Source organism: Streptomyces sp. NPDC048255 (assembly GCF_040652415.1).
Lineage (GTDB): Bacteria > Actinomycetota > Actinomycetes > Streptomycetales > Streptomycetaceae > Streptomyces.
Window position 1 is genome coordinate 25,702 of sequence record NZ_JBEZMA010000047.1, and the last position, 18,950, is coordinate 44,651.

At 72.0% G+C, this 18,950-nt stretch carries 12 protein-coding genes; 6 read left to right on the forward strand and 6 right to left on the reverse strand.

Features of this window, described 5'->3' with window-relative positions:
• Window positions 1–44 precede the first annotated feature (44 nt).
• On the forward strand, window positions 45–2,315 hold the full coding sequence (locus tag AB0D94_RS28480; RefSeq protein ID WP_362057164.1) for a bifunctional glycosyltransferase family 2 protein/CDP-glycerol:glycerophosphate glycerophosphotransferase: 2,271 nt from the start codon (window positions 45–47) through the stop codon (window positions 2,313–2,315).
• A gap of 125 nt (window positions 2,316–2,440) precedes the next feature.
• On the opposite strand, the gene AB0D94_RS28485 is transcribed toward AB0D94_RS28480, so the two are convergent.
• Entirely contained in the window at window positions 2,441–3,073 is a 633-nt protein-coding gene (locus tag AB0D94_RS28485) for a TetR/AcrR family transcriptional regulator (protein ID WP_362057167.1), read from the reverse strand.
• Window positions 3,074–3,330: 257 nt separating this feature from the next.
• On the opposite strand from AB0D94_RS28485, the gene AB0D94_RS28490 reads away from it, so the two are divergent.
• Both AB0D94_RS28490 and AB0D94_RS28495 read left to right on the forward strand, forming a co-directional pair.
• Window positions 3,331–4,167, forward strand: coding sequence for an ABC transporter permease (locus tag AB0D94_RS28490; protein WP_362057228.1), 837 nt, complete (start codon window positions 3,331–3,333; stop codon window positions 4,165–4,167).
• Window positions 4,168–4,249: 82 nt separating this feature from the next.
• Window positions 4,250–4,993, forward strand: a complete 744-nt coding sequence (locus tag AB0D94_RS28495; RefSeq protein WP_362057231.1) for an ABC transporter ATP-binding protein — start codon at window positions 4,250–4,252, stop codon at window positions 4,991–4,993.
• Between the two features lie 313 nt (window positions 4,994–5,306).
• Here the strand turns inward: AB0D94_RS28495 and AB0D94_RS28500 are convergent, their stop codons facing one another.
• From AB0D94_RS28500 to AB0D94_RS28510, 3 genes are all read right to left on the reverse strand, one after another.
• Entirely contained in the window at window positions 5,307–10,289 is a 4,983-nt protein-coding gene (locus AB0D94_RS28500; protein ID WP_362057169.1) for an NAD-glutamate dehydrogenase, read from the reverse strand.
• Window positions 10,290–10,645: 356 nt separating this feature from the next.
• Window positions 10,646–11,314, reverse strand: a complete 669-nt coding sequence (locus AB0D94_RS28505; protein WP_362057172.1) for an HAD family hydrolase — start codon at window positions 11,312–11,314, stop codon at window positions 10,646–10,648.
• Window positions 11,311–11,811: a hypothetical protein gene (locus AB0D94_RS28510; RefSeq protein WP_362057175.1), complete on the reverse strand. Its 501-nt coding sequence runs from the start codon at window positions 11,809–11,811 to the stop codon at window positions 11,311–11,313. Before AB0D94_RS28510 ends, AB0D94_RS28505 begins: the two co-directional genes overlap by 4 nt.
• Before the next feature lie 337 nt (window positions 11,812–12,148).
• Here AB0D94_RS28510 and AB0D94_RS28515 point away from each other — a divergent pair, with 337 nt between their 5' ends.
• On the forward strand, window positions 12,149–12,850 hold the full coding sequence (locus tag AB0D94_RS28515) for an Rv3235 family protein (protein WP_362057178.1): 702 nt from the start codon (window positions 12,149–12,151) through the stop codon (window positions 12,848–12,850).
• Window positions 12,851–13,101: 251 nt separating this feature from the next.
• Here AB0D94_RS28515 and secA read toward each other — a convergent pair whose 3' ends face one another.
• Window positions 13,102–15,909: a preprotein translocase subunit SecA gene (gene secA, locus AB0D94_RS28520; protein ID WP_362057181.1), complete on the reverse strand. Its 2,808-nt coding sequence runs from the start codon at window positions 15,907–15,909 to the stop codon at window positions 13,102–13,104.
• A 240-nt stretch (window positions 15,910–16,149) separates the two neighbouring features.
• Between secA and AB0D94_RS28525 the strand changes: the two genes are divergently transcribed.
• Together AB0D94_RS28525 and AB0D94_RS28530 are read left to right on the forward strand one after the other, a co-directional pair.
• On the forward strand, window positions 16,150–16,731 hold the full coding sequence (locus AB0D94_RS28525) for a GNAT family N-acetyltransferase (protein WP_362057184.1): 582 nt from the start codon (window positions 16,150–16,152) through the stop codon (window positions 16,729–16,731).
• A 10-nt stretch (window positions 16,732–16,741) separates the two neighbouring features.
• The gene (locus tag AB0D94_RS28530; protein WP_362057187.1) at window positions 16,742–17,935 is read left to right on the forward strand and encodes a crosslink repair DNA glycosylase YcaQ family protein; all 1,194 of its coding nucleotides are present in this window, start codon (window positions 16,742–16,744) and stop codon (window positions 17,933–17,935) included.
• A 135-nt stretch (window positions 17,936–18,070) separates the two neighbouring features.
• On the opposite strand, the gene AB0D94_RS28535 is transcribed toward AB0D94_RS28530, so the two are convergent.
• The gene (locus tag AB0D94_RS28535; RefSeq protein ID WP_362057191.1) at window positions 18,071–18,820 is read right to left on the reverse strand and encodes a response regulator transcription factor; all 750 of its coding nucleotides are present in this window, start codon (window positions 18,818–18,820) and stop codon (window positions 18,071–18,073) included.
• Window positions 18,821–18,950: the final 130 nt, after the last annotated feature.

Consider the following 18,950-nt stretch of genomic DNA (forward strand, 5'->3'; position numbering starts at 1 on the left):
GGGTTCCTGGGCCATATGCCCGCCCGCCGACCCCTGGATGTGCCGTGCCCCGGTTCAGCGTCATCGTGCCCGCGTACAAGGTCCAGGCGTACCTCCAGGAGAGTCTGGACTCGGTCCTGACCCAGTCGTACCCGGATCTCGAACTGATCGCGGTCGACGACGCTTCCCCGGACGCCTGCGGCTCGATCATCGACGAGTACGCGGCGCGGGACCCCCGGGTCACCGCCGTGCACCTGGCGCACAACCTGGGCCTGGGCCCGGCCCGCAACGCGGGCCTGGCCCGGGCCACCGGCGACTACCTGATCTTCCTCGACGGCGACGACACCCTCGCCCCCGGCGCCCTGCAGGCCGTCACCGACCGGCTGAAGGACACCGGTTCGCCGGACGTCCTGGTCTACGACTACGCGCGCACCTTCTGGACCGGCGAACTCGTCCGCAACCGCCTCTCGAACCGGCTGTCCGAGGAGGGCCCGGCCAGCTTCCGCCTCGCCGACCGGCCCGCGCTCCTCGGCATGCTGATGGTCGTGTGGAACAAGGCGTACCGCCGCGAGTACGTGGAGCGCGAGGGCTTCGCATTTCCGCCCGGCTTCTACGAGGACACCCCCTGGACCTACCCGGCGCTGCTGGCCGCCGAGTCCGTGGCCGTCCTGGACCGGGTCTGCGTCCACTACCGCCAGCGCCGCACGGGGTCGATCCTGACCACCTCCAGCCGCCGCCACCTCGACATCTTCGACCAGTACGACCGGGTCTTCGGCTACCTCGCCGGCCGCCCCGAGCTGGAGCGCTGGCGGCCCGCCGTGCACCGGCGGATGGCCGAGCACTTCTGCGCCCTGTACGCCGACCCGCGCCGCCTGCCGCGCGCGAGCCGGGCCGAGTTCTTCGCCCGGGCCTCCGCGCTGCTGCGCCGCTACCGGGCCCCCGGGGGCGGAGGCGCGCTGCCGCTGTCGCTGTCCCGGACCGACCGCGTCCGGCACACCCTGATGCGGCTGGGCACCCGGCGCACCTACCGGCTGCTGTCGGCGCTGCGCTCGGCCGCGCTGGCGGCCGGGCGCGGGGCGAGCGCCGTGGGACGGGGCCTGCGCGAGACCTTCCTGCGCCTGCACTACCGGGTCCAGCGGATGCTGCCGCTGCGCCCGGAACTGGCGGTCTTCTCCGCGTACTGGCACGGCGGTTACGCCTGCAACCCGGCGGCGATCGAGGCGAAGCTGCGGGAGCTGGCGCCCCGGATGCGGACGGCGTGGATCTGCGACCCGGCGCACGCCGCGACCCTCCCCCAGCAGACGACGGCGCTGCGCCCCGGCTCGGCGGCGTACTGGAGCGCGCTGGCCCGGGCCACGTACCTGGTCACGAACGTCAACTTCGAGCGGGCACTGGTCAAGCGCCCGGGCCAGATCCTGGTCCAGACCCAGCACGGCACCCCGCTCAAGCGGGTCGGCCTGGACCTCCAGGACCGCCCGGCGGCGACCCCGACGACCGATTTCGCGGGCCTGCTGCGCGGCGCCGACCAGTGGGACTACCTGCTCTCCGCGAACCGGCACTCCACGCTGGTCTGGGAGAAGGCCGTGCCCTCCTCCTACACCACGCTGGAGTACGGCTACCCGCGCAACGACGTCTTCCACACGGCGACCCAGGCCGACGTGCTGGAGCTGCGCGAACGGCTCGGCATCCCGGCGGGCTCCACCGCGATCCTGTACGCGCCCACGCACCGCGACTACCGGCGCAGCCGCCCCGACCACCTCGACTTCGAGCGGGTGCTGCGCGATCTGGGGCCGCGCTTCACGCTGCTGACCCGCACCCACCTGACGTACGCGGACTCGGGCTGGTCGCCCGACCCCCACCCGCGCCTGATCGACGTCTCCGCGCACCCCTCGGTCGAGGAACTGTGCCTGGCCTCGGACGCGTTGGTGACGGACTACTCGTCCCTGATGTTCGACTACGCGGCGCTGGACCGGCCGATCGTGATCCACGCGGACGACTGGGAGGCCTACGAGGCCGCCCGCGGCACCTACTTCGACCTGCGGGCGTGCCCACCGGGTGCGATCGCCCGGACCGAGGACGAGCTGGTGGACATCTTCGCCACGGGCCACTGGCAGGGCTCCCGCTCCGCCCAGCTCCGGGCGGCGTTCCGCGCGCGCTTCTGCTCGTACGACGACGGGCACGCGGCGGAACGGGTGGTCCGCCGCGTCTTCCTGGGCCAGTCCGCCCCGATCCCGGCGGTCATCCCCCTGGAGGAACGCCGCCCCTGCCCGGCGGCGACCTCCGACCCGGCCCCGGCCCCGGGCGCGGCCCCCACCCTGGCCCACGTCTGGCCATGACGCCGGCCCGGCCCCCTGGGGCTCCGCCCCAGGAAGCCGGCCCGCAGGGCTGGGACGACCCGCAGGGCCCAGCCAGGACCGGCAGGGCCCAGCCAGGACCGGCAAGGGCCCGGCCAGGACCCGGCTCAGACGGCTCGGAGGCCCGCCACCACCGACCGGGCCAGGTCGTCCAGATAGCCGGCGGGGACCTCGTCCCGGACGACCACCTGCCGCCAGTACAGCGGCCCGATCGCCAGGTCGAGCGCCCGCCCCGGATCCGCCCCCTCCGCCAGCTCGCCCCGCGCGACCGCGCCGGAGACGATCCCCTCGGCCATCCGCCGCTGCCCGTCCACCAGCGCCCCCCGCACCGCCTCCGCGATCTCCGGGTTCCGCGCGGCCTCGACCAGCAGGTCGGGAATCACGGCCGAGGCCACCGGGTGCCGCAGCACGTGTGACATGACCTCCAGCAGCGCCCGTACGTCCCCGTACAGCGAGCCGGTCTCCGGCACCGGCAGCCCGTCCACGGCGAAGGCGCCCACGAGGTCCAGCACCAGGTGCAGCTTCGACTTCCACCGCCGGTACACCGCGGTCTTGCCGACGCCCGCCCGCCGGGCGATCCCCTCGATCGACATCCGCGAGAACCCGACCGCGGCCAGTTCCTCCACGACCGCCTCGCGGATCGCCTCGGTCACGTCCTCGCGCAGGACGGCGGCCCCGGCGGGGGCCCGGCGGGCGGGGGCGGCGGGCGCGGCTGAGGTGGCGGCAGGGTCCTTGGTCATGCACAGAGCATAGCCGCGCACGCCAGCCCCCACCCGTCACGACGATACGGTTGCGTTCCGACGCACGACGCCCTACTGTCGCCGTAGCGACGATACGGACCCGTTCCATCGCCAGCGACGCCCTGACCCCGGCGAAAGCGACCCTCGTGACCACCGCGACCGCACCCCCGACCTCACCCGCGCAGCCCCCGCAGCCCGCAGAGCCCCCGTACCCCGCGACCTCCGCCGAGCGGCAGGCGCTCGCGGCCGCCCACGGCCTGACCCTCAGCGGCGCCCGCCCCTCGCTCCCCCGCTACGTCGCGCAGCTCTGGGGCCGCCGCCACTTCGTGACCGCGTACGCCACCGCCCGCATGCAGGCCACGTACAGCACGGCGAAGCTCGGACAGGTCTGGCACCTGGTGACGCCGCTGCTCAACGCGGCCGTCTACTACTTCATCTTCGGGATCGTGATGAAGGCCAGCCACGACGTGCCGGACTACGTGCCCTTCCTGATCACGGGCGTCTTCGTCTGGGACTTCATCGGCAGCTCCATCAACGCCGGCACCCGGGCCGTCCACAGCAACCTCGGCCTGGTCCGCGCCCTGCACTTCCCCCGCGCCAGCCTGCCGATCTCCACCGTGGTGCAGCTCTTCCAGCAGCTGCTCGTCACCATGGGCGCCCTGGTCATCCTGCTCCTCGCCTTCGGCCAGACCCCGAGCCCCTCCTGGCTGCTGGCCCTGCCGACCCTGCTCCTGATGGCCGTCTTCGCCGCCGGCTGCGCCATGGCCATGGCCCGCATCGGCAGCAAGAGCCCGGACGTCAGCCAGCTGATGCCGTTCGTCCTGCGCACCTGGATGTACTCCTCCGGGGTCATGTGGTCCATCGACCAGATGCTCAAGTCGGACCACCTGCCGCACCACTGGCTCCTGGTGGTGCTCAAGAACAACCCCGCGGCCGTCTACATCGACCTGATGCGCTTCGCGCTGATCGACAGCTTCCAGGCGCATTCGCTCCCGCCCCACGTCTGGGCCGTGGCCATCGGCTGGGCCCTGCTCGCCGGCGTCGGCGGATTCATCTACTTCTGGAAGGCCGAGGAGGCGTACGGCCGTGGCTGACACCGCTCTGCAGACCGCAACCAAGACCGAGACCAAGACGGCAACCCAAACCGCGACCAGGACCGGAACCAAGACCCCCACGGTGATCGCGGACGAGGTCCACGTCATCTACAAGGTCCACGGCAGCGGCAGCCGCAAGGGCGGCGCCACCGCCGCCCTGAGCCGGGTCTTCTCCCGCAAACCCGCCCCCGGCGTCCGCGAGGTGCACGCCGTGAAGGGCGTCAGCTTCACCGCGTACAAGGGCGAGGCGATCGGCCTCATCGGCTCCAACGGCTCGGGCAAGTCCACTCTGCTCAAGGCCATCGCCGGCCTCCAGCCGGTGGCCCGGGGCAAGGTCTACTCCCAGGGCCAGCCCTCGCTCCTCGGCGTGAACGCCGCCTTGATGAACGACCTGACAGGCGAGCGCAACGTGATCCTCGGCGGCCTCGCGATGGGCATGTCCCGGCAGCAGGTCCGCGAGCGCTACCAGGACATCGTCGACTTCTCCGGCATCAACGAGAAGGGCGACTTCATCTCCCTGCCGATGCGTACGTACTCCTCCGGCATGGGCGCCCGGCTGCGGTTCTCCATCGCCGCCGCCAAGGACCACGACGTCCTGATGATCGACGAGGCCCTGGCCACCGGCGACGCCGCCTTCCAGCGCCGCAGCCAGGCCCGCATCGAGGAGCTCCGCGAGCACGCGGGCACCGTCTTCCTCGTCAGCCACGGCATCAACACGGTCCGCGAGACCTGCGACCGCGCGATCTGGCTGGAGTCGGGCGTCCTGCGCATGGACGGCCCCTCCGACGAGGTCTGCGCCGCGTACGAGGCCTTCACCCGGCGCTAGTGCTGTGACCGGAAAGGTTTGCCGGGTCGCGCCGCCCGGCACGGCACCTCGCCGCGTTGTCGGACCGCACCGGTACGTCCAGTACGAGCCGCGGCCCTCCGCCTTGCGATACACCGCACCGGACGACGCGACCCGGCAAACCTTTCCGGCCACAGCACTAGGGAGCTCCAGCCCGCCGCACCCTCCAGCGCCGCCCGCGTTTGAGGCGCGGGGCCCGGGGCAGCGCCCCGGCAAGGGCGCCGCACCCGGCACAGACGAACGGGCCGGGCCCAGGACCACGAGGTCCCGGGCCCGGCCCGTTCGGCAAGAACGCCTAGCTGTGCGCGCGCAGCAGCGACCGCATCGTCCGCATCGCCACCGACAGGTTCGCCAGGTCGAAGTCGTCGGAGCCGCGGATCTCGTCCAGGGTGGTCCGGGCCCGGCCGATGATCGCCGCGTTCTTCTCCTCCCACGCCTTGAAGCGCTCCTCGGGAGTCGAGCTGCCGTTGCCCACCGACAGCACGTCGGCGGTCAGGGCGGCGTGCGCCGCGAACAGGTCCTCGCGGATGGAGGCGCGGGCCATGGACTGCCAGCGGTCGGCCCGCGGCAGCTCGATGATCCGGTCCATCAGCTGGGTGATGTCCAGGCGGTCGGCGAGGTCGTAGTACACCTCGGCGACGTCCAGCGGGGCCACACCGGTGCGGTCCGCGATGGCCACGACGTCCAGCGTCGGGAAGGCCGAGGAGAAGCCTGCGACCTTGGCCGCCAGTTCCTCCGGCACGCCCTCGCCGACCAGCTCGTCCATGATCGACTGGTACCACTCCAGGTCCGCGCCGCGCACCAGCTTGGGCAGCTCCGCCCACACGTGCCCGACCCGCTCCGCGAAGAAGTCGATGGTCTCGGTCATCTGGAGCGGCTGCGGCCGGTTGTTGAGCAGCCAGCGCGTACCGCGCTCGACCAGGCGCCGCGAGTGCAGCCGGATCCGGGTCTGGACACTGGCCGCGACCCTGTTGTCCAGCGCCTCGACCGCGTCCCACACCTCGGCCAGGCCGAAGATCTCGCGGGCCGCGAGCTGCGCCCGGACGATCTCCTCCGTGGAGGCCCCAGTCTCCTCGCGCAGGCGGTGCAGGAAGGTCGAACCACCGGTGTTGACGGTGTCGTTGACCAGGATGGTGGTGATGATCTCCCGGCGCAGCGCGTGCCCGTCGATCTGCTCGGGGAACTTCTCGCGCAGTGCGGACGGGAAGTACGCGAAGAGCAGGCGGCGCAGGTACGGGTCGTCCGGCAGCCCGGTGGCGATGAGCTCGTCCGCCACCGTGATCTTGGTGTAGGCGAACAGGACGGCCAGCTCCGGCTGGGTCAGGCCCTTGCCGTTGCCGAGCAGTTCGCGGATCTGCCGGTCGGCGGGCAGGAACTCCAGCTGGCGGTCGAGCCGCCCGGCGCGCTCCAGGCGGCGCATGAACCGCTGCTGGGCGTGGAGCAGGCTCGGGGCCTGCGCCGCGCCGTTGGCGAGCGCTGTGTTCTGCGCGTAGTTGTTGCGCAGCACCAGGCGTCCGACCTCGTCGGTCATCTCGGCGAGGAGCCGGTTGCGCTGCTTGACGGTCATGTCGCCGTCCGAGACCACCGCGTTCAGCAGGATCTTGATGTTCACCTCGTGGTCGGAGGTGTCCACGCCCGCGCTGTTGTCGATGGCGTCGGTGTTGATCTTGCCGCCTTCGCCGTCGGCGCCGGTCCGGGCGAACTCGATGCGGCCGAGCTGGGTCAGACCCAGGTTGCCGCCCTCGCCGATGACCTTGGCCCGGACGTCCGAGCCGTTGACGCGGATGGAGTCGTTGGCCTTGTCGCCGACGTCCGCGTGCGTCTCGGCCGTCGCCTTGACGTACGTACCGATGCCGCCGTTCCACAGCAGGTCCACCGGAGCCTTGAGGATGGCCTGCATCAGCTCGGCGGGGGTCATCTTGGTGACGCCCGCCTCGATGCCGAGGGCCGCGCGGACCTGCGCGTTGACCGGGATGGCCTTGGCGCTGCGCGGGTGGATGCCGCCGCCCGCGGACAGCAGCGAGGTGTCGTAGTCGGCCCACGAGGAGCGCGGCAGCTCGAACAGCCGGCGGCGCTCCGCGTACGAGGTGGCCGCGTCCGGGGCCGGGTCGATGAAGATGTGCCGGTGGTCGAAGGCGGCGACCAGGCGGATGTGCTCGGAGAGCAGCATGCCGTTGCCGAAGACGTCACCGGACATGTCACCCACGCCGACGACCGTGAAGTCCTCGTTCTGGGTGTCGTGGCCGAGCTCGCGGAAGTGCCGCTTGACGGACTCCCAGGCGCCGCGGGCCGTGATGCCCATGCCCTTGTGGTCGTAGCCGGCCGAGCCGCCGGAGGCGAAGGCGTCGCCGAGCCAGAAGCCGTAGGACTCCGCGACCCCGTTGGCGATGTCGGAGAAGGTCGCCGTGCCCTTGTCGGCGGCGACGACGAGGTAGGTGTCGTCCTCGTCGTGGCGGACCACCCCGGTGGGCGGCACGACCTCGCCCGCCACCATGTTGTCGGTGATGTCGAGCAGCGCCGAGATGAAGATCTTGTACGAGGCGATGCCCTCGGCCAGCCACGCGTCGCGGTCCACCGACGGGTCGGGCAGGTTCTTGGCGACGAAGCCGCCCTTGGCGCCGACCGGCACGATGACGGTGTTCTTGACCATCTGCGCCTTGACCAGGCCGAGGATCTCCGTACGGAAGTCCTCGCGGCGGTCGGACCAGCGCAGGCCGCCTCGGGCGACCTTGCCGAAGCGCAGGTGGACGCCCTCGACGCGCGGGGAGTACACCCAGATCTCGAAGGCCGGGCGCGGCGCCGGGAGGTCCGGGATGGCCTGCGGGTCGAACTTCATCGACACGTAGGAGTGCTGCTCGCCCGCCGCGTTCTGCTGGAAGAAGTTGGTGCGCAGCGTCGCCTTGATGAGGGTGAGGAAGGCGCGCAGGATGCGGTCCTCGTCGAGCGAGGCGACCTGGTCCAGGGCCCCGTCCAGCTCCTCCAGCATCGCGTCGACGAGCTCGCTGCCGGCAGCCTGGCGGCCGGGCGACATCCGCGCCTCGAAGAGCGAGATCAGCAGCCGGGTGGTGTGGACGTTGTTGCGGAGGGTGTCCTCCATGTAGTCCTGGCTGAAGGTGGAGCCGGCCTGGCGCATGTACTTGGCGTACGCGCGCAGGATGACGGCCTGCCGCCAGGTGAGCCCGGCGCTCAGCACCAGGGTGTTGAAGTTGTCGTTCTCCGCGTCGCCCTGCCAGACGGCCGCGAAGGCTTCCTGGAAGCGCTCGCGGGCGTCGTCGCCGAGGTAGTTGGAGCTCCCCGCGTTGTCGCCGTTCCCGGAGGAGACGGGCATCCGCAGGCCGAAGTCGTAGATCCAGGCGCTGACCCGGTCGGAGCGGCGCAGCTCGTACGGGCGCTCGTCGGTGACCTCGACGCCGAGGCGCTGGAGCACCGGCAGGACCGCGGAGAGCGAGACCTGCTCACCGGTGCGGTAGATCTTGAACCGGCGCTCGCCGGGGCCCGCGCCGACCGGCTCGTACAGCGACAGCGCGAACTCGCGGTCGCTGGCGGAGAGCCGCTCCAGGTGGCAGAGGTCGGCGACCGCGGCGCGCGGCGAGTGGTCGGCCTTGTAGCCCTCGGGGAAGGAGGTGCCGTAGCGGCGCAGCAGCTCGGCGGCGCGCTCCTCGCCGAGCTCGGCGACCAGGGCCTCGCCGAAGCCGTCGGCCCAGGAGCGGGCGGCCTCGACGAGCCGGGCCTCGATGCGCTCGACGTCGGCGTCGGTGAGGACGGGCAGCTCCGTGCCCTGCGGGACGCGGACGACGAAGTGGATGCGGGACAGGATCGACTCGGTGTTCCAGGCGGTGAAGTCGACGCTGGTGCCGTCGAGCTCCTCCTTCAGGATGTCCATCAGACGCAGCCGGACGCCCGTGGTGAACCGGTCGCGCGGGAGGTAGACCAGCGCGGAGTAGTAGCGCCCGTACTCGTCCTGGCGCAGGTACAGCCGCAGCCGGCGGCGCTCCTGGAGGTACAGCACGGAGGTGACGATGGCCTGGAGCTGGTCGACCGGGGTCTGGAACAGCTCGTCGCGCGGGTAGGTCTCCAGGATCTGGAGCAGGTCGCGGCCGTCGTGGCTGCTCGGCGCGAAGCCCGCGCCTTCGAGGACCTCGGCGACCTTGCGGCGGACGACCGGGACGCGGCGCACGGACTCGGTGTACGCGGCGGAGGAGAACAGGCCGAGGAAGCGGCGCTCGCCGACGACGTTGCCGTCGGCGTCGAACTTCTTGACGCCCACGTAGTCCAGGTACGAGGGGCGGTGCACGGTGGAGCGGCTGTTGGCCTTGGTCAGCACCAGCAGGCGGTGCTCGCGGGCCTTGGCGCGGGCGTCGGCCGGCAGCCGGTTGAAGGACGGCGAGACGGGGTGGCCGTCCTCCTTGCCGCTGTGGTGCGGGTCGGCGCGCAGGATGCCGAGGCCGGTGCCGGGCACGGCGGCCAGGGCGTCTCCGTCGACCAGGTTGTACTCGCGGTAGCCGAGGAAGGTGAAGTGGTCGTCGGCGAGCCAGCGCAGCAGCTCGCGGGCCTCTTCGAGCTCGTACTCGCGCAGGTCGGGGGCGGTGGGCTCCTCGGGCAGGCCCTCGGCGATGCGCAGCGCGGCGTCGCGCATCTTCTCCCAGTCCTCGACGGACTCGCGTACGTCGGACAGGACGCGCAGCAGGTCGCCGGTGATCTGCTTGAGGTCGGCCCGGTCGGTCTCGCGGTCGATCTCGACGTGGATCCAGGACTCCACGAGGGAGTCGTGGGGGCGCGCGGTACGGGGGCCGTGCGCGTCGCAGTCGGGGCCGAGGATCTCGATCAGCTTGCCGGTGACGTCACGGCGGACGACGACCTGCGGGTGGATCACGACGTGGATGCCGCGGCCCTGGCGGGACAGCTCGTTGGTGACGGAGTCCACGAGGAACGGCATGTCGTCGGTGACCACCTCGACGACGGAGTGGCTGGAGGTCCAGCCGTTCTCCTCCACCGTGGGGGTGTGCACGCGCACGTTCGCGGTGCCCTGCGGCCGGTTCTCGGCGAGCCGGTAGTGCGAGAGCGCCGCACCGAACACGTCGACCGGGTCCCGGTCCAACAGGTCCTCTGGGGCGGTGTGCAGGTAGTAGCGCTGGAGGTAGGCGAGCACCGAGTCCCGGTCGGGACGCTCCCCCTGGTCGGACCCAGTCGGAAGTAGCCCCCCGGCCGGGCTGTGCTCAGCTACCCGGGCCGCCCGTGCGAGCAGCTCGGCCTTTGCTTCGTCCAGCTTGGTCTGCATGTCCTCTGGCTCCTGTCGCGCGCCATTGCGTGACGTAGGTGAAGGAAGGAATGGCATAGCGCCGCGATGCGGGATGCGCGTTCGGGTTCGACGCTATGCCGTCGAGAGAGCCGACCGGGAGGGATTCAGCCATGATCGGCAGGTGGTCCCGGCAGCGGGGATCAGCGAAGGCCCGGGCACGGTCGTGCGCCGGGCGCAGGCCGGGGGCTTCAGTGCCCCCGATGACTATCGCGCTGATCACGGGTACAAGGCTATCTCCCCGCACCCCCAGCCCGTCATGAGCTGTATGTGTACAAAACTGGGGGTGGAACTTTGACACTCTGGACAGCGACGGGGCCGGGCTTCCGTGCCCGACGCTATTCGGCCAGCTCGCGAGCTGTGCGGACGGCTTCGGCCAGGGAGTCCACGACGGGCACACCGGCTGATTCCAGACTGCTGCGGCTGTGCGAACCGCCCGTGTAGAGGACCGCCCGGGCGCCCACGTGAGCGGCGGCGAGCGCGTCGTCCACGGCGTCCCCGATGAGGACCGTACGGCCCGCCGTCACGCCCGTGCCGTCCAGGGCGGCCAGGTGGCGCACCAGGTGTCCGGCCTTGGAGGTGTGCGAGGGGCCGGTCCTGCCGTCGACGCGCAGGAAGTGCCGGTCGATCCCGTGGAAGCGCACCAGGGGCACGAGCTTCTCATGGGGTGCCAGGGACAGCAGGGACTGCGTGAGCCCCTCCCGCTCCCACTCCTGGAGCAGCTCCCGCGCGCCCTCGGCGAGCCCGGCGCTCTCGGCGGCGGCCCAGTAGTGGCGGTGGAAGGCCTCGTCCATGACGATCCATTCCTCGTCGGTGGGCAGTCTTCCCATCAGCCGCTCGTAGAACTTCGGCACCGGTACGACGTACAGGTCGCGGTAGGTCGCCAGGGTGATCGGCGGGAAGCCGAGCTCGGCGAAGGAGGCGTTGGTCGCGACCATGACGGCGTCGATGTCGTGCAGCAGCGTGCCGTTCCAGTCCCAGACGATGTGGGTCGGGTGCGCCGTCACTTGAGCAGCCCCGGGATCTCCTGGACCCCGAACCAGAGCAGCTCGTGGTCGTCGGCGCCGTCGACGGTGAACCGGGCGTCGTCGTCCCCGGCGTCCGCGGCCGCCAGGGCGCCCGCCGCGGCGGCGACGTCCTCCTGGGCGTCATCGGCGTCCACGTGCACGGCGGCGGCCACGGAGAGCCGTACGGCGGCCGCCAGGGTCACCTGGCCGAGGGTGGCCTCGTCGAGCCCGGGGGTGGCGGTGGCGGCCTTGTCGGCGACGTCCAGGGCGACGACCACGCGCCGGCGCGGGGCGCCCTCGTCCTCGGCGATCAGCCGCAGGGAGGCGGCGGCGGCCCGGCTCAGGGCCGCGTACTCCAGCTCCTCGATGTCGTCCGACACGTACCACTCGCGGAGGCCGGGGGTGACGGCGTACGCACGCAGCGGGGCGGGGCCCAGCTCACCCGCCTTGTGCACCTCGGCGAGCCCGGGGAGGGTCAGGGGGACGTACACGCGCATGGCCGGCTGCTTTCGGTAGTCGGAAACGCCCCCAGGATACGACCGCCCGCCGGGACCCGGGGGCTCCGGCGGAGTGACGGCCCGCGTCCCCCATCGGGCTGCCGGACCGCCTCGGGCGGCCGTCCACCCCCGTCCACCCCCGTACCTCCGCGGGCGCCCCCCGGCGGGCGGTAGCAGGCCGTGGACGGCCCGGCGGGCACCCGGATAGGTGAAGCGGGCGGGCGGCCGGTACGGGGCCTGCGGGCGGTTGCGGAGCGTGTGCGGCGACCGTAGAAGGTCCCCATCAAGTTACCGCCCGGTACCGCTCCGGGCCCGGCCTGTTCGGGGGCAGAACGCGATGGACACCACGACGCGTGGCACGATCGGCGGCGACGCGAGCCGCCGCGGCCCCACCGGCCCGGCCCGGACCCGCCCCGCAGGCCGCCGGGACCCCCGCCGCCCACCCGAAGCCCTGCGTCCGGCGAGCCCGCCCCGCCCGGCAGGCCTGCCCCACCCGACCGAGCCGGTACGCCCGGCGGGCCCGCCCCGCCCGGCCGAAACCCTGCGCCCGGCGAGCTTGCCCGGCCCGGCCAGGCCGGTACGCCCGGCAAGCCTCCCCAACCCGACCGAGCCGGTACGTCCGGCGGGCCCGCCCCGGCCGGCCGAAGCCCTGCGCCCGGCCGGTCTGCCCCGCCCGGGTGGGCCGGTGCGCCCGGCCGGCGCCGGGCGCACCCGGGCCCGCACCGGGCCCCACCACTGGTTCGCCGAACGCCTCCTGGCGGTGGTCAGCGGCCGCCGCCCGGTGCACTCGCTCCTCGGCCACACCGTCGGCCCGGCCTACCAGCAGCTGGTCACCCTGGCCCCGGAGGACCCCTTGCGCGGCCGGCTGCGCCCCGTCGTCCGCCAGTGCGGCCGCTTCATCCCCGGCCCGGGCGTCATCGAGGCCTTCGCCCGCATCGCGACGGGCGAGCGCGTGACGGCGATGGCCTTCCGCCTGGAACAGGGCCAGGACCTCCGCTGGCGCTGCGCGGCGGTAGAGATCCAGGGCCCCCGCCCATGACGGCCCGACCCCGCCGGCGTCTGAGGCTCGGGGCCCCATTCCAGCCCCGGCCATTCCAGCCCCGCCGGCGTTTGAGGCGCGGGGCGCGGGGCGGAGCCCCGCAACGGCGCCGCACCGGCCCACCCACCGGCACCGGCACCGGCACCCGCACCCGCACCCGCACCCGCACCCACCAGACGCGGGAACGCAACACGGCCGGGGCCGGACACCCATCGGTGCCCGGCCCCGGCCGTGAACGCCCCCCGCGGGGGCTACTTCTTACGGCGACGCCCGCCGGAGGCCTTCTGCGCCTTGCGGCGCTCCGCCCTCGTCATCCCGTCCCCGTCACTGTCACCGGCGGCGCCGTTGTCGAAGTCGCCCTCGACCACACCGCCCTCACCGTCGACGGTCGGCGCCGAGAAGTGCAGCCGGTCCGGGCGCTGCGGAGCGTCCAGCCCCTTGGCCCGGATCTCCGGACGGCCACCCGCCGCGGCCGGCTCCTTCGTCAGGGACGGCGCCGCGTCCTGCACCGGAAGCTCCTCGACCTGCTGCTCGACCTGGACCTCCAGGTTGAACAGGTAGCCGACGGACTCCTCCTTGATGCCGTCCTGCATGGCGTTGAACATGTCGAAGCCCTCGCGCTGGTACTCGACCAGCGGGTCCTTCTGGGCCATCGCCCGCAGGCCGATGCCCTCCTGCAGGTAGTCCATCTCGTACAGGTGCTCGCGCCACTTGCGGTCCAGGACCGACAGCACCACGCGCCGCTCCAGCTCGCGCATGATGTCCGAGCCGAGCGTCTTCTCGCGCGCCTCGTACTGCTCGTGGATGTCGTCCTTGACGGACTCCGCGATGAACTCGGCGGTGATGCCCGCCCGGTCGCCCGCGGCCTCCTCCAGCTCCTCGATGGTGACCTTCACCGGGTAGAGCTGCCGGAAGGCGCCCCACAGGCGCTCCAGGTCCCACTCCTCGGCAAAGCCCTCGACCGTCTCGGCCGCGATGTACGCGTCGATCGTGTCGTCCATCATGTGGCGCACCTGCTCCTGCAGGTCCTCGCCCTGGAGCACCCGGCGGCGCTCGCTGTAGATGACCTCGCGCTGGCGGCTGAGGACCTCGTCGTACTTCAGGACGTTCTTGCGCGTCTCGAAGTTCTGGGTCTCGACCTGCGACTGGGCCGACGCGATCGCGCGCGTCACCATCTTGTTCTCGATCGGCACGTCGTCGGGCACGTTGGCCATCGCCATGACGCGCTCGACCATCTGCGCCTTGAACAGCCGCATCAGGTCGTCGCCCAGCGACAGGTAGAAGCGGGACTCGCCCGGGTCGCCCTGTCGGCCGGAGCGGCCGCGCAGCTGGTTGTCGATACGGCGCGACTCGTGGCGCTCGGTGCCCAGCACGTACAGCCCGCCGAGCTCCTTGACCTCCTCGAACTCGGCCTTCACGGCCGCCTCGGCGCGGGTGAGCGCCTCGGGCAGGGCGTGCGCCCACTCCTCGATGTGCTCTTCCGGGTCCAGGCCGCGCTGGCGCAGCTCGGCCTCGGCGAGGTCGTCCGGGTTGCCGCCGAGCTTGATGTCGGTACCGCGGCCGGCCATGTTCGTGGCGACGGTGACGGCGCCGCGGCGGCCGGCCTGGGCGACGATCGTCGCCTCACGGTCGTGCTGCTTGGCGTTGAGCACCTCGTGCGGGATGCCGCGCTTGGAGAGCTGCTGGGAGAGGTACTCGGACTTCTCGACCGACGTCGTACCGACGAGGATCGGCTGGCCCTTCTCGTGCTTCTCCGCGATGTCGTCGACGACGGCGGCGAACTTCGCGACCTCGGTCCGGTAGATCAGGTCCGCCTGGTCCTTGCGGACCATGGCGCGGTTGGTCGGGATCGGGACGACACCGAGCTTGTAGATCTGGTGGAACTCGGCGGCCTCGGTCATGGCCGTACCGGTCATGCCCGACAGCTTCGAGTACAGGCGGAAGAAGTTCTGCAGGGTGATCGTGGCGAGGGTCTGGTTCTCGTCCTTGATGTCCACCCCTTCCTTCGCCTCGATCGCCTGGTGCATGCCCTCGTTGTAGCGGCGGCCGGCGAGGATACGGCCGGTGTGCTCGTCGACGATCATGACCTCGCCGTCGATGACGACGTAGTCCTTGTCGACCTTGAACAGTTCCTTCGCCTTGATGGCGTTGTTCAGGTAGCCGACGAGCGGGGTGTTCACCGACTCGTAGAGGTTCTCGATGCCGAGCCAGTCCTCGACCTTTGCGACACCCGCCTCGTGGATGGCGACGGTCCGCTTCTTCTCGTCGACCTCGTAGTCGCCGGTCTCCTCGATGCCCTTCAGCGGCTGGCCGGCCTCGCCCTTGGTCAGGCGGGTGACCAGCTTCGCGAAGTCGCCGTACCACTTCGTGGCCTGGTCGGCCGGGCCGGAGATGATCAGCGGGGTACGGGCCTCGTCGACGAGGATCGAGTCGACCTCGTCGACCACGGCGAAGTTGTGGCCGCGCTGGACGAGCTCGTCCTGGGACCACGCCATGTTGTCGCGCAGGTAGTCGAAGCCGAACTCGTTGTTCGTGCCGTACGTGATGTCGCAGCCGTACTGCTCGCGCCGCTGCGCGGGCGACATGTTCGCCAGGATGCAGCCGACCTCCAGGCCGAGGAACTTGTGCACCCGGCCCATCAGCTCGGAGTCACGCTCGGCGAGGTAGTCGTTCACCGTGATCAGGTGGACGCCCTTGCCGGACAGCGCGTTCAGGTACGCGGGCAGCGTGCCGACGAGGGTCTTGCCCTCACCGGTCTTCATCTCGGCCACGTAGCCGAGGTGCAGCGCCGCACCGCCCATGATCTGGACGTCGTAGTGCCGCTGACCGAGGACGCGCTTGGCGGCCTCGCGGACCGTCGCGAAGGCCTCGGGCAGCAGGTCGTCCAGGCTCTCGCCGTCCTGGTAACGCTGCTTGTACTCGTCCGTGAGCGCTCGCAACTCGGCGTCGGAGAGGTTGACGAAGTCCTCTTCGATGGAGTTGACCTGGTCCGCGATGCGGTGCAGTTTGCGCAGGATCTTGCCTTCGCCTGCACGCATGAGCTTGTTGAAGACGGACACCGAGGTTTGTCTCCTTGCCGGTCGGGCCTGGGCACTGTACGTACGCGGGCACGGCAGGTGGGCCCCACCGCAACGGCCATCGTAAGCGAGGACGTGGCCGCGTCGGGAGGTCCGCCGTACCGCCAGGGCACGGGCGCCCGGAATGAGAACGTACGGAGGCCCGGGAAGGTGCCGCGGTTCACGGCCGTGATTCTGGAAAAGTGTTCGCCGCATCCCGCCTCCGGGCACCAGAATCCGTCCATGGAGCCCACCACACTGATCACAGACCGGCTGGAATTGCGGCCTTTCGCACCCGCCGACGAGGACGAGGTCTACGCCGCCGCCCAGGACCCCGACATCCAGCGCTGGACCATGGTCCCCTCCCCGTACGAGCGCGAGCACGCCCGCGCCTTCGTCGGCGAGACCGTCCCGAACGGCTGGCGGGAGGACACCGCCTACAGCTTCGCCGTCCGCCTGGGTCCCGGCGGCCCGCTGGTCGCCGCCCTCGGCGTGCACGTGCACGGTGAGGACGGGTACGAGATCGGCTACTGGACGGTCAAGGAGCACCGGGGCCGCGGCTACATGACCGAGGCCGTGGGCGCCGTCGCCCGCTGGGCCTTCACCGAGCTGGACGCCGTACGGCTGGAGTGGCGCGCCGAGGTCGGCAACCACGGCTCGCGGGCCGTCGCCGAGAAGGCCGGATTCCGGCTGGAGGGCCTGCTGCGGGCCGCCATCGTGAAGAACGGCACCGCGCGGGACTCCTGGGTGGGCGCCCTGCTCCCCTCGGACCTCGGCCTGACCCCCGCCCTCGCGTACCTGCCCGCTGTCAGTGGCACCGCCTAGGGTGCGGAGCATGACCGCGACCGTGCCCAGCCTGCCGCCGCCGACCGTGTCCCTGTCCGCCGACGACGCCCGGCGCATCGCCCTGCGCGCCCAGGGCTTCGTAGGAGCGCCCGACCGGCGCGCGGGGGTCCGCGGGGTCCTGCGCCACCTGGGCGCCGTACAGCTGGACACGATCTCGGTCCTGGCCCGGTCGCACGAGCTGATCCCGTACGCGCGCCTGGGCGCGGTCGGCCGCGGCACGGTGGAGTCGGCGTACTGGTCGGACCGCCACGCCTTCGAGTACTGGTCGCACGCCGCCTGCATCCTGCCCGTCGAGGAGTGGCCGCACTTCGCCTTCCGCCGCCGGGCCCGCCGCGCGCGCGGCCACCGCTGGCACGTCCTCCAGGACAAGGAGCGCTCGACGAAGACGGTCCTGGACCGCCTCAAGGCCGAAGGCCCGCTGACCTCCACCGAGCTGGGCGGCGCCAAGAACGGCGGCGAGTGGTTCGAATGGTCCGAGACCAAGATCGCGGTGGAGTGGCTCCTCGACACCGGCGAGGTGGTGTGCGGGGAGCGCCGCGGCTGGAAGCGGGTCTACGACCTGCCCGAGCGGGCCGTGCCGGACACCCTGCTCCACGACGACCTGGACGACCGCGAGTGCCTGCGCCGCCTCGTGGCCCTCGCCGGCCGGTCCCTGGGCGTCGGCACCCGCGCCGACATCGCCGACTACCACCGCCTGGGCGGCGCGCAGGTCGACGCGGTGATCGCGGACTCGGGACTCCTCCCGGTCGAGGTCGAGGGCTGGTCCAAGCAGGCCTGGGCGGACCCGGCGGCGCTCGCGACGGTCCCGCGGGGCCGCCACCGCACCACGCTGCTCTCCCCGTTCGACTCCCTCGTCTGGGACCGCCCGCGCACGGAGCGGATCTTCGGGTTCACGCACCGGCTGGAGGCGTACGTCCCCAAGCCCAAGCGGATACACGGGTACTTCGCGATGCCGCTGCTGGCGGGCGGGCGGCTCCAGGGCCGCGTCGACCCGGGCCGCGAGGGCGCCACCCTGGTCGCCCGCCAGCTCTCCCTGGAGACGCCCCGGGCCGCCGCCGCCATGGCCGAGGCGCTGTGGGAGGCCGCCGGGTGGGTGGGGTGCGAGGAGGTGCGCGTCGAGCGCGCCGGCTCCCCCGCGGAGGCGGCGGCCGTCACCGCGGAACTCCGCGCGCGGCGCCCGTAGCCGGAGGCGGGCGGCGGACGGCAGACAGGCGGGCGGGGACGGGCAGGCAGGCAGTCGGGCCCGTCCGGGCCGGCGAGAACGGGCCAGGCGGGCGGGCTGGGCACGCGGGTTAGGCGGGCGGGCTAGGCGGGCGGGCTAGCGGATCTCGAGGATCTTCTCCCGCATCGCGTAGACCACGGCCTCCATCCGGGAGTGCAGCTGGAGCTTCTCCAGGATGTTGCGGACGTGGTTCTTCACGGTGTTCTCGGAGATGAACAACTGCTTCGCGATGTCACGGTTGTTCATGCCCGTCGCCACCAGCTTCAGGACCTCCAGCTCCCGGTCCGTCAGCCGCGGCGCCGGCACCAGCCGCCGCTCGTCCGTGCGCTGGATCATCGACTTGAACTCGGTGAGCAGCTTCGACGCCATGGACGGGCTGATCTGCGACTGCCCGTCGGCCACCGCCCGGATCGCCGTGGCCACCTCGTCCGTCGAGATCTCCTTCAGGAGGTACCCGGTCGCGCCCGCCTTGATCGCGTCGTAGAGGTCCGCCTCCTCGTCGCTGATCGTCAGCATGATGATCTTCGCGGAGGGGGCCACCTCCTTGATCGAGGTGCAGGCCTCGATGCCGCCGCGCCGGGGCATCCGCACGTCCATCAGCACGATGTCCGGCAGCAGGTCCGCGGCCTTGTCCACCGCCTCCGCGCCGTCCCCCGCCTCGCCGACGACCTGGATGTCCTCCTCCTGCGCGAGGACGATCTCCAGCCCGCGCCGGAAGAGCGCGTGGTCGTCGACCACGAGCACCCTGATGGGCTCCCCGGAGGGCGTCTGCGCGGGCCCCGCCGGGTCCGCCTCACGGCAGCCCGCGCCGCCGTCACCGCGCACCGGCCCGAAGCTGTCCGCCATCGTTCCTCCCCCTGCATGTGCCGAACTGCCGGGCCAACCGGAAAGGCATCGCCGCCGGTTGACTGCCCGCCATGATTCCATGCCCGCACCATGGCGCGGAGGTCTGCCGTTGCGGGTCTGGCGCATACGC

Excerpts from the sequence above, each read along its gene's own strand:
- AB0D94_RS28485 (WP_362057167.1), bottom strand. The coding sequence starts at position 3,073 with ATGACCAAGGACCCTGCCGCCACCTCAGCCGCGCCCGCCGCCCCCGCC.
- AB0D94_RS28500 (WP_362057169.1), bottom strand. The coding sequence starts at position 10,289 with ATGCAGACCAAGCTGGACGAAGCAAAGGCCGAGCTGCTCGCACGGGCG.
- AB0D94_RS28510 (WP_362057175.1), bottom strand. The coding sequence starts at position 11,811 with ATGCGCGTGTACGTCCCCCTGACCCTCCCCGGGCTCGCCGAGGTGCAC.
- AB0D94_RS28515 (WP_362057178.1), top strand. The coding sequence starts at position 12,149 with ATGGACACCACGACGCGTGGCACGATCGGCGGCGACGCGAGCCGCCGC.
- AB0D94_RS28525 (WP_362057184.1), top strand. The coding sequence starts at position 16,150 with ATGGAGCCCACCACACTGATCACAGACCGGCTGGAATTGCGGCCTTTC.
- AB0D94_RS28530 (WP_362057187.1), top strand. The coding sequence starts at position 16,742 with ATGACCGCGACCGTGCCCAGCCTGCCGCCGCCGACCGTGTCCCTGTCC.
- AB0D94_RS28535 (WP_362057191.1), bottom strand. The coding sequence starts at position 18,820 with ATGGCGGACAGCTTCGGGCCGGTGCGCGGTGACGGCGGCGCGGGCTGC.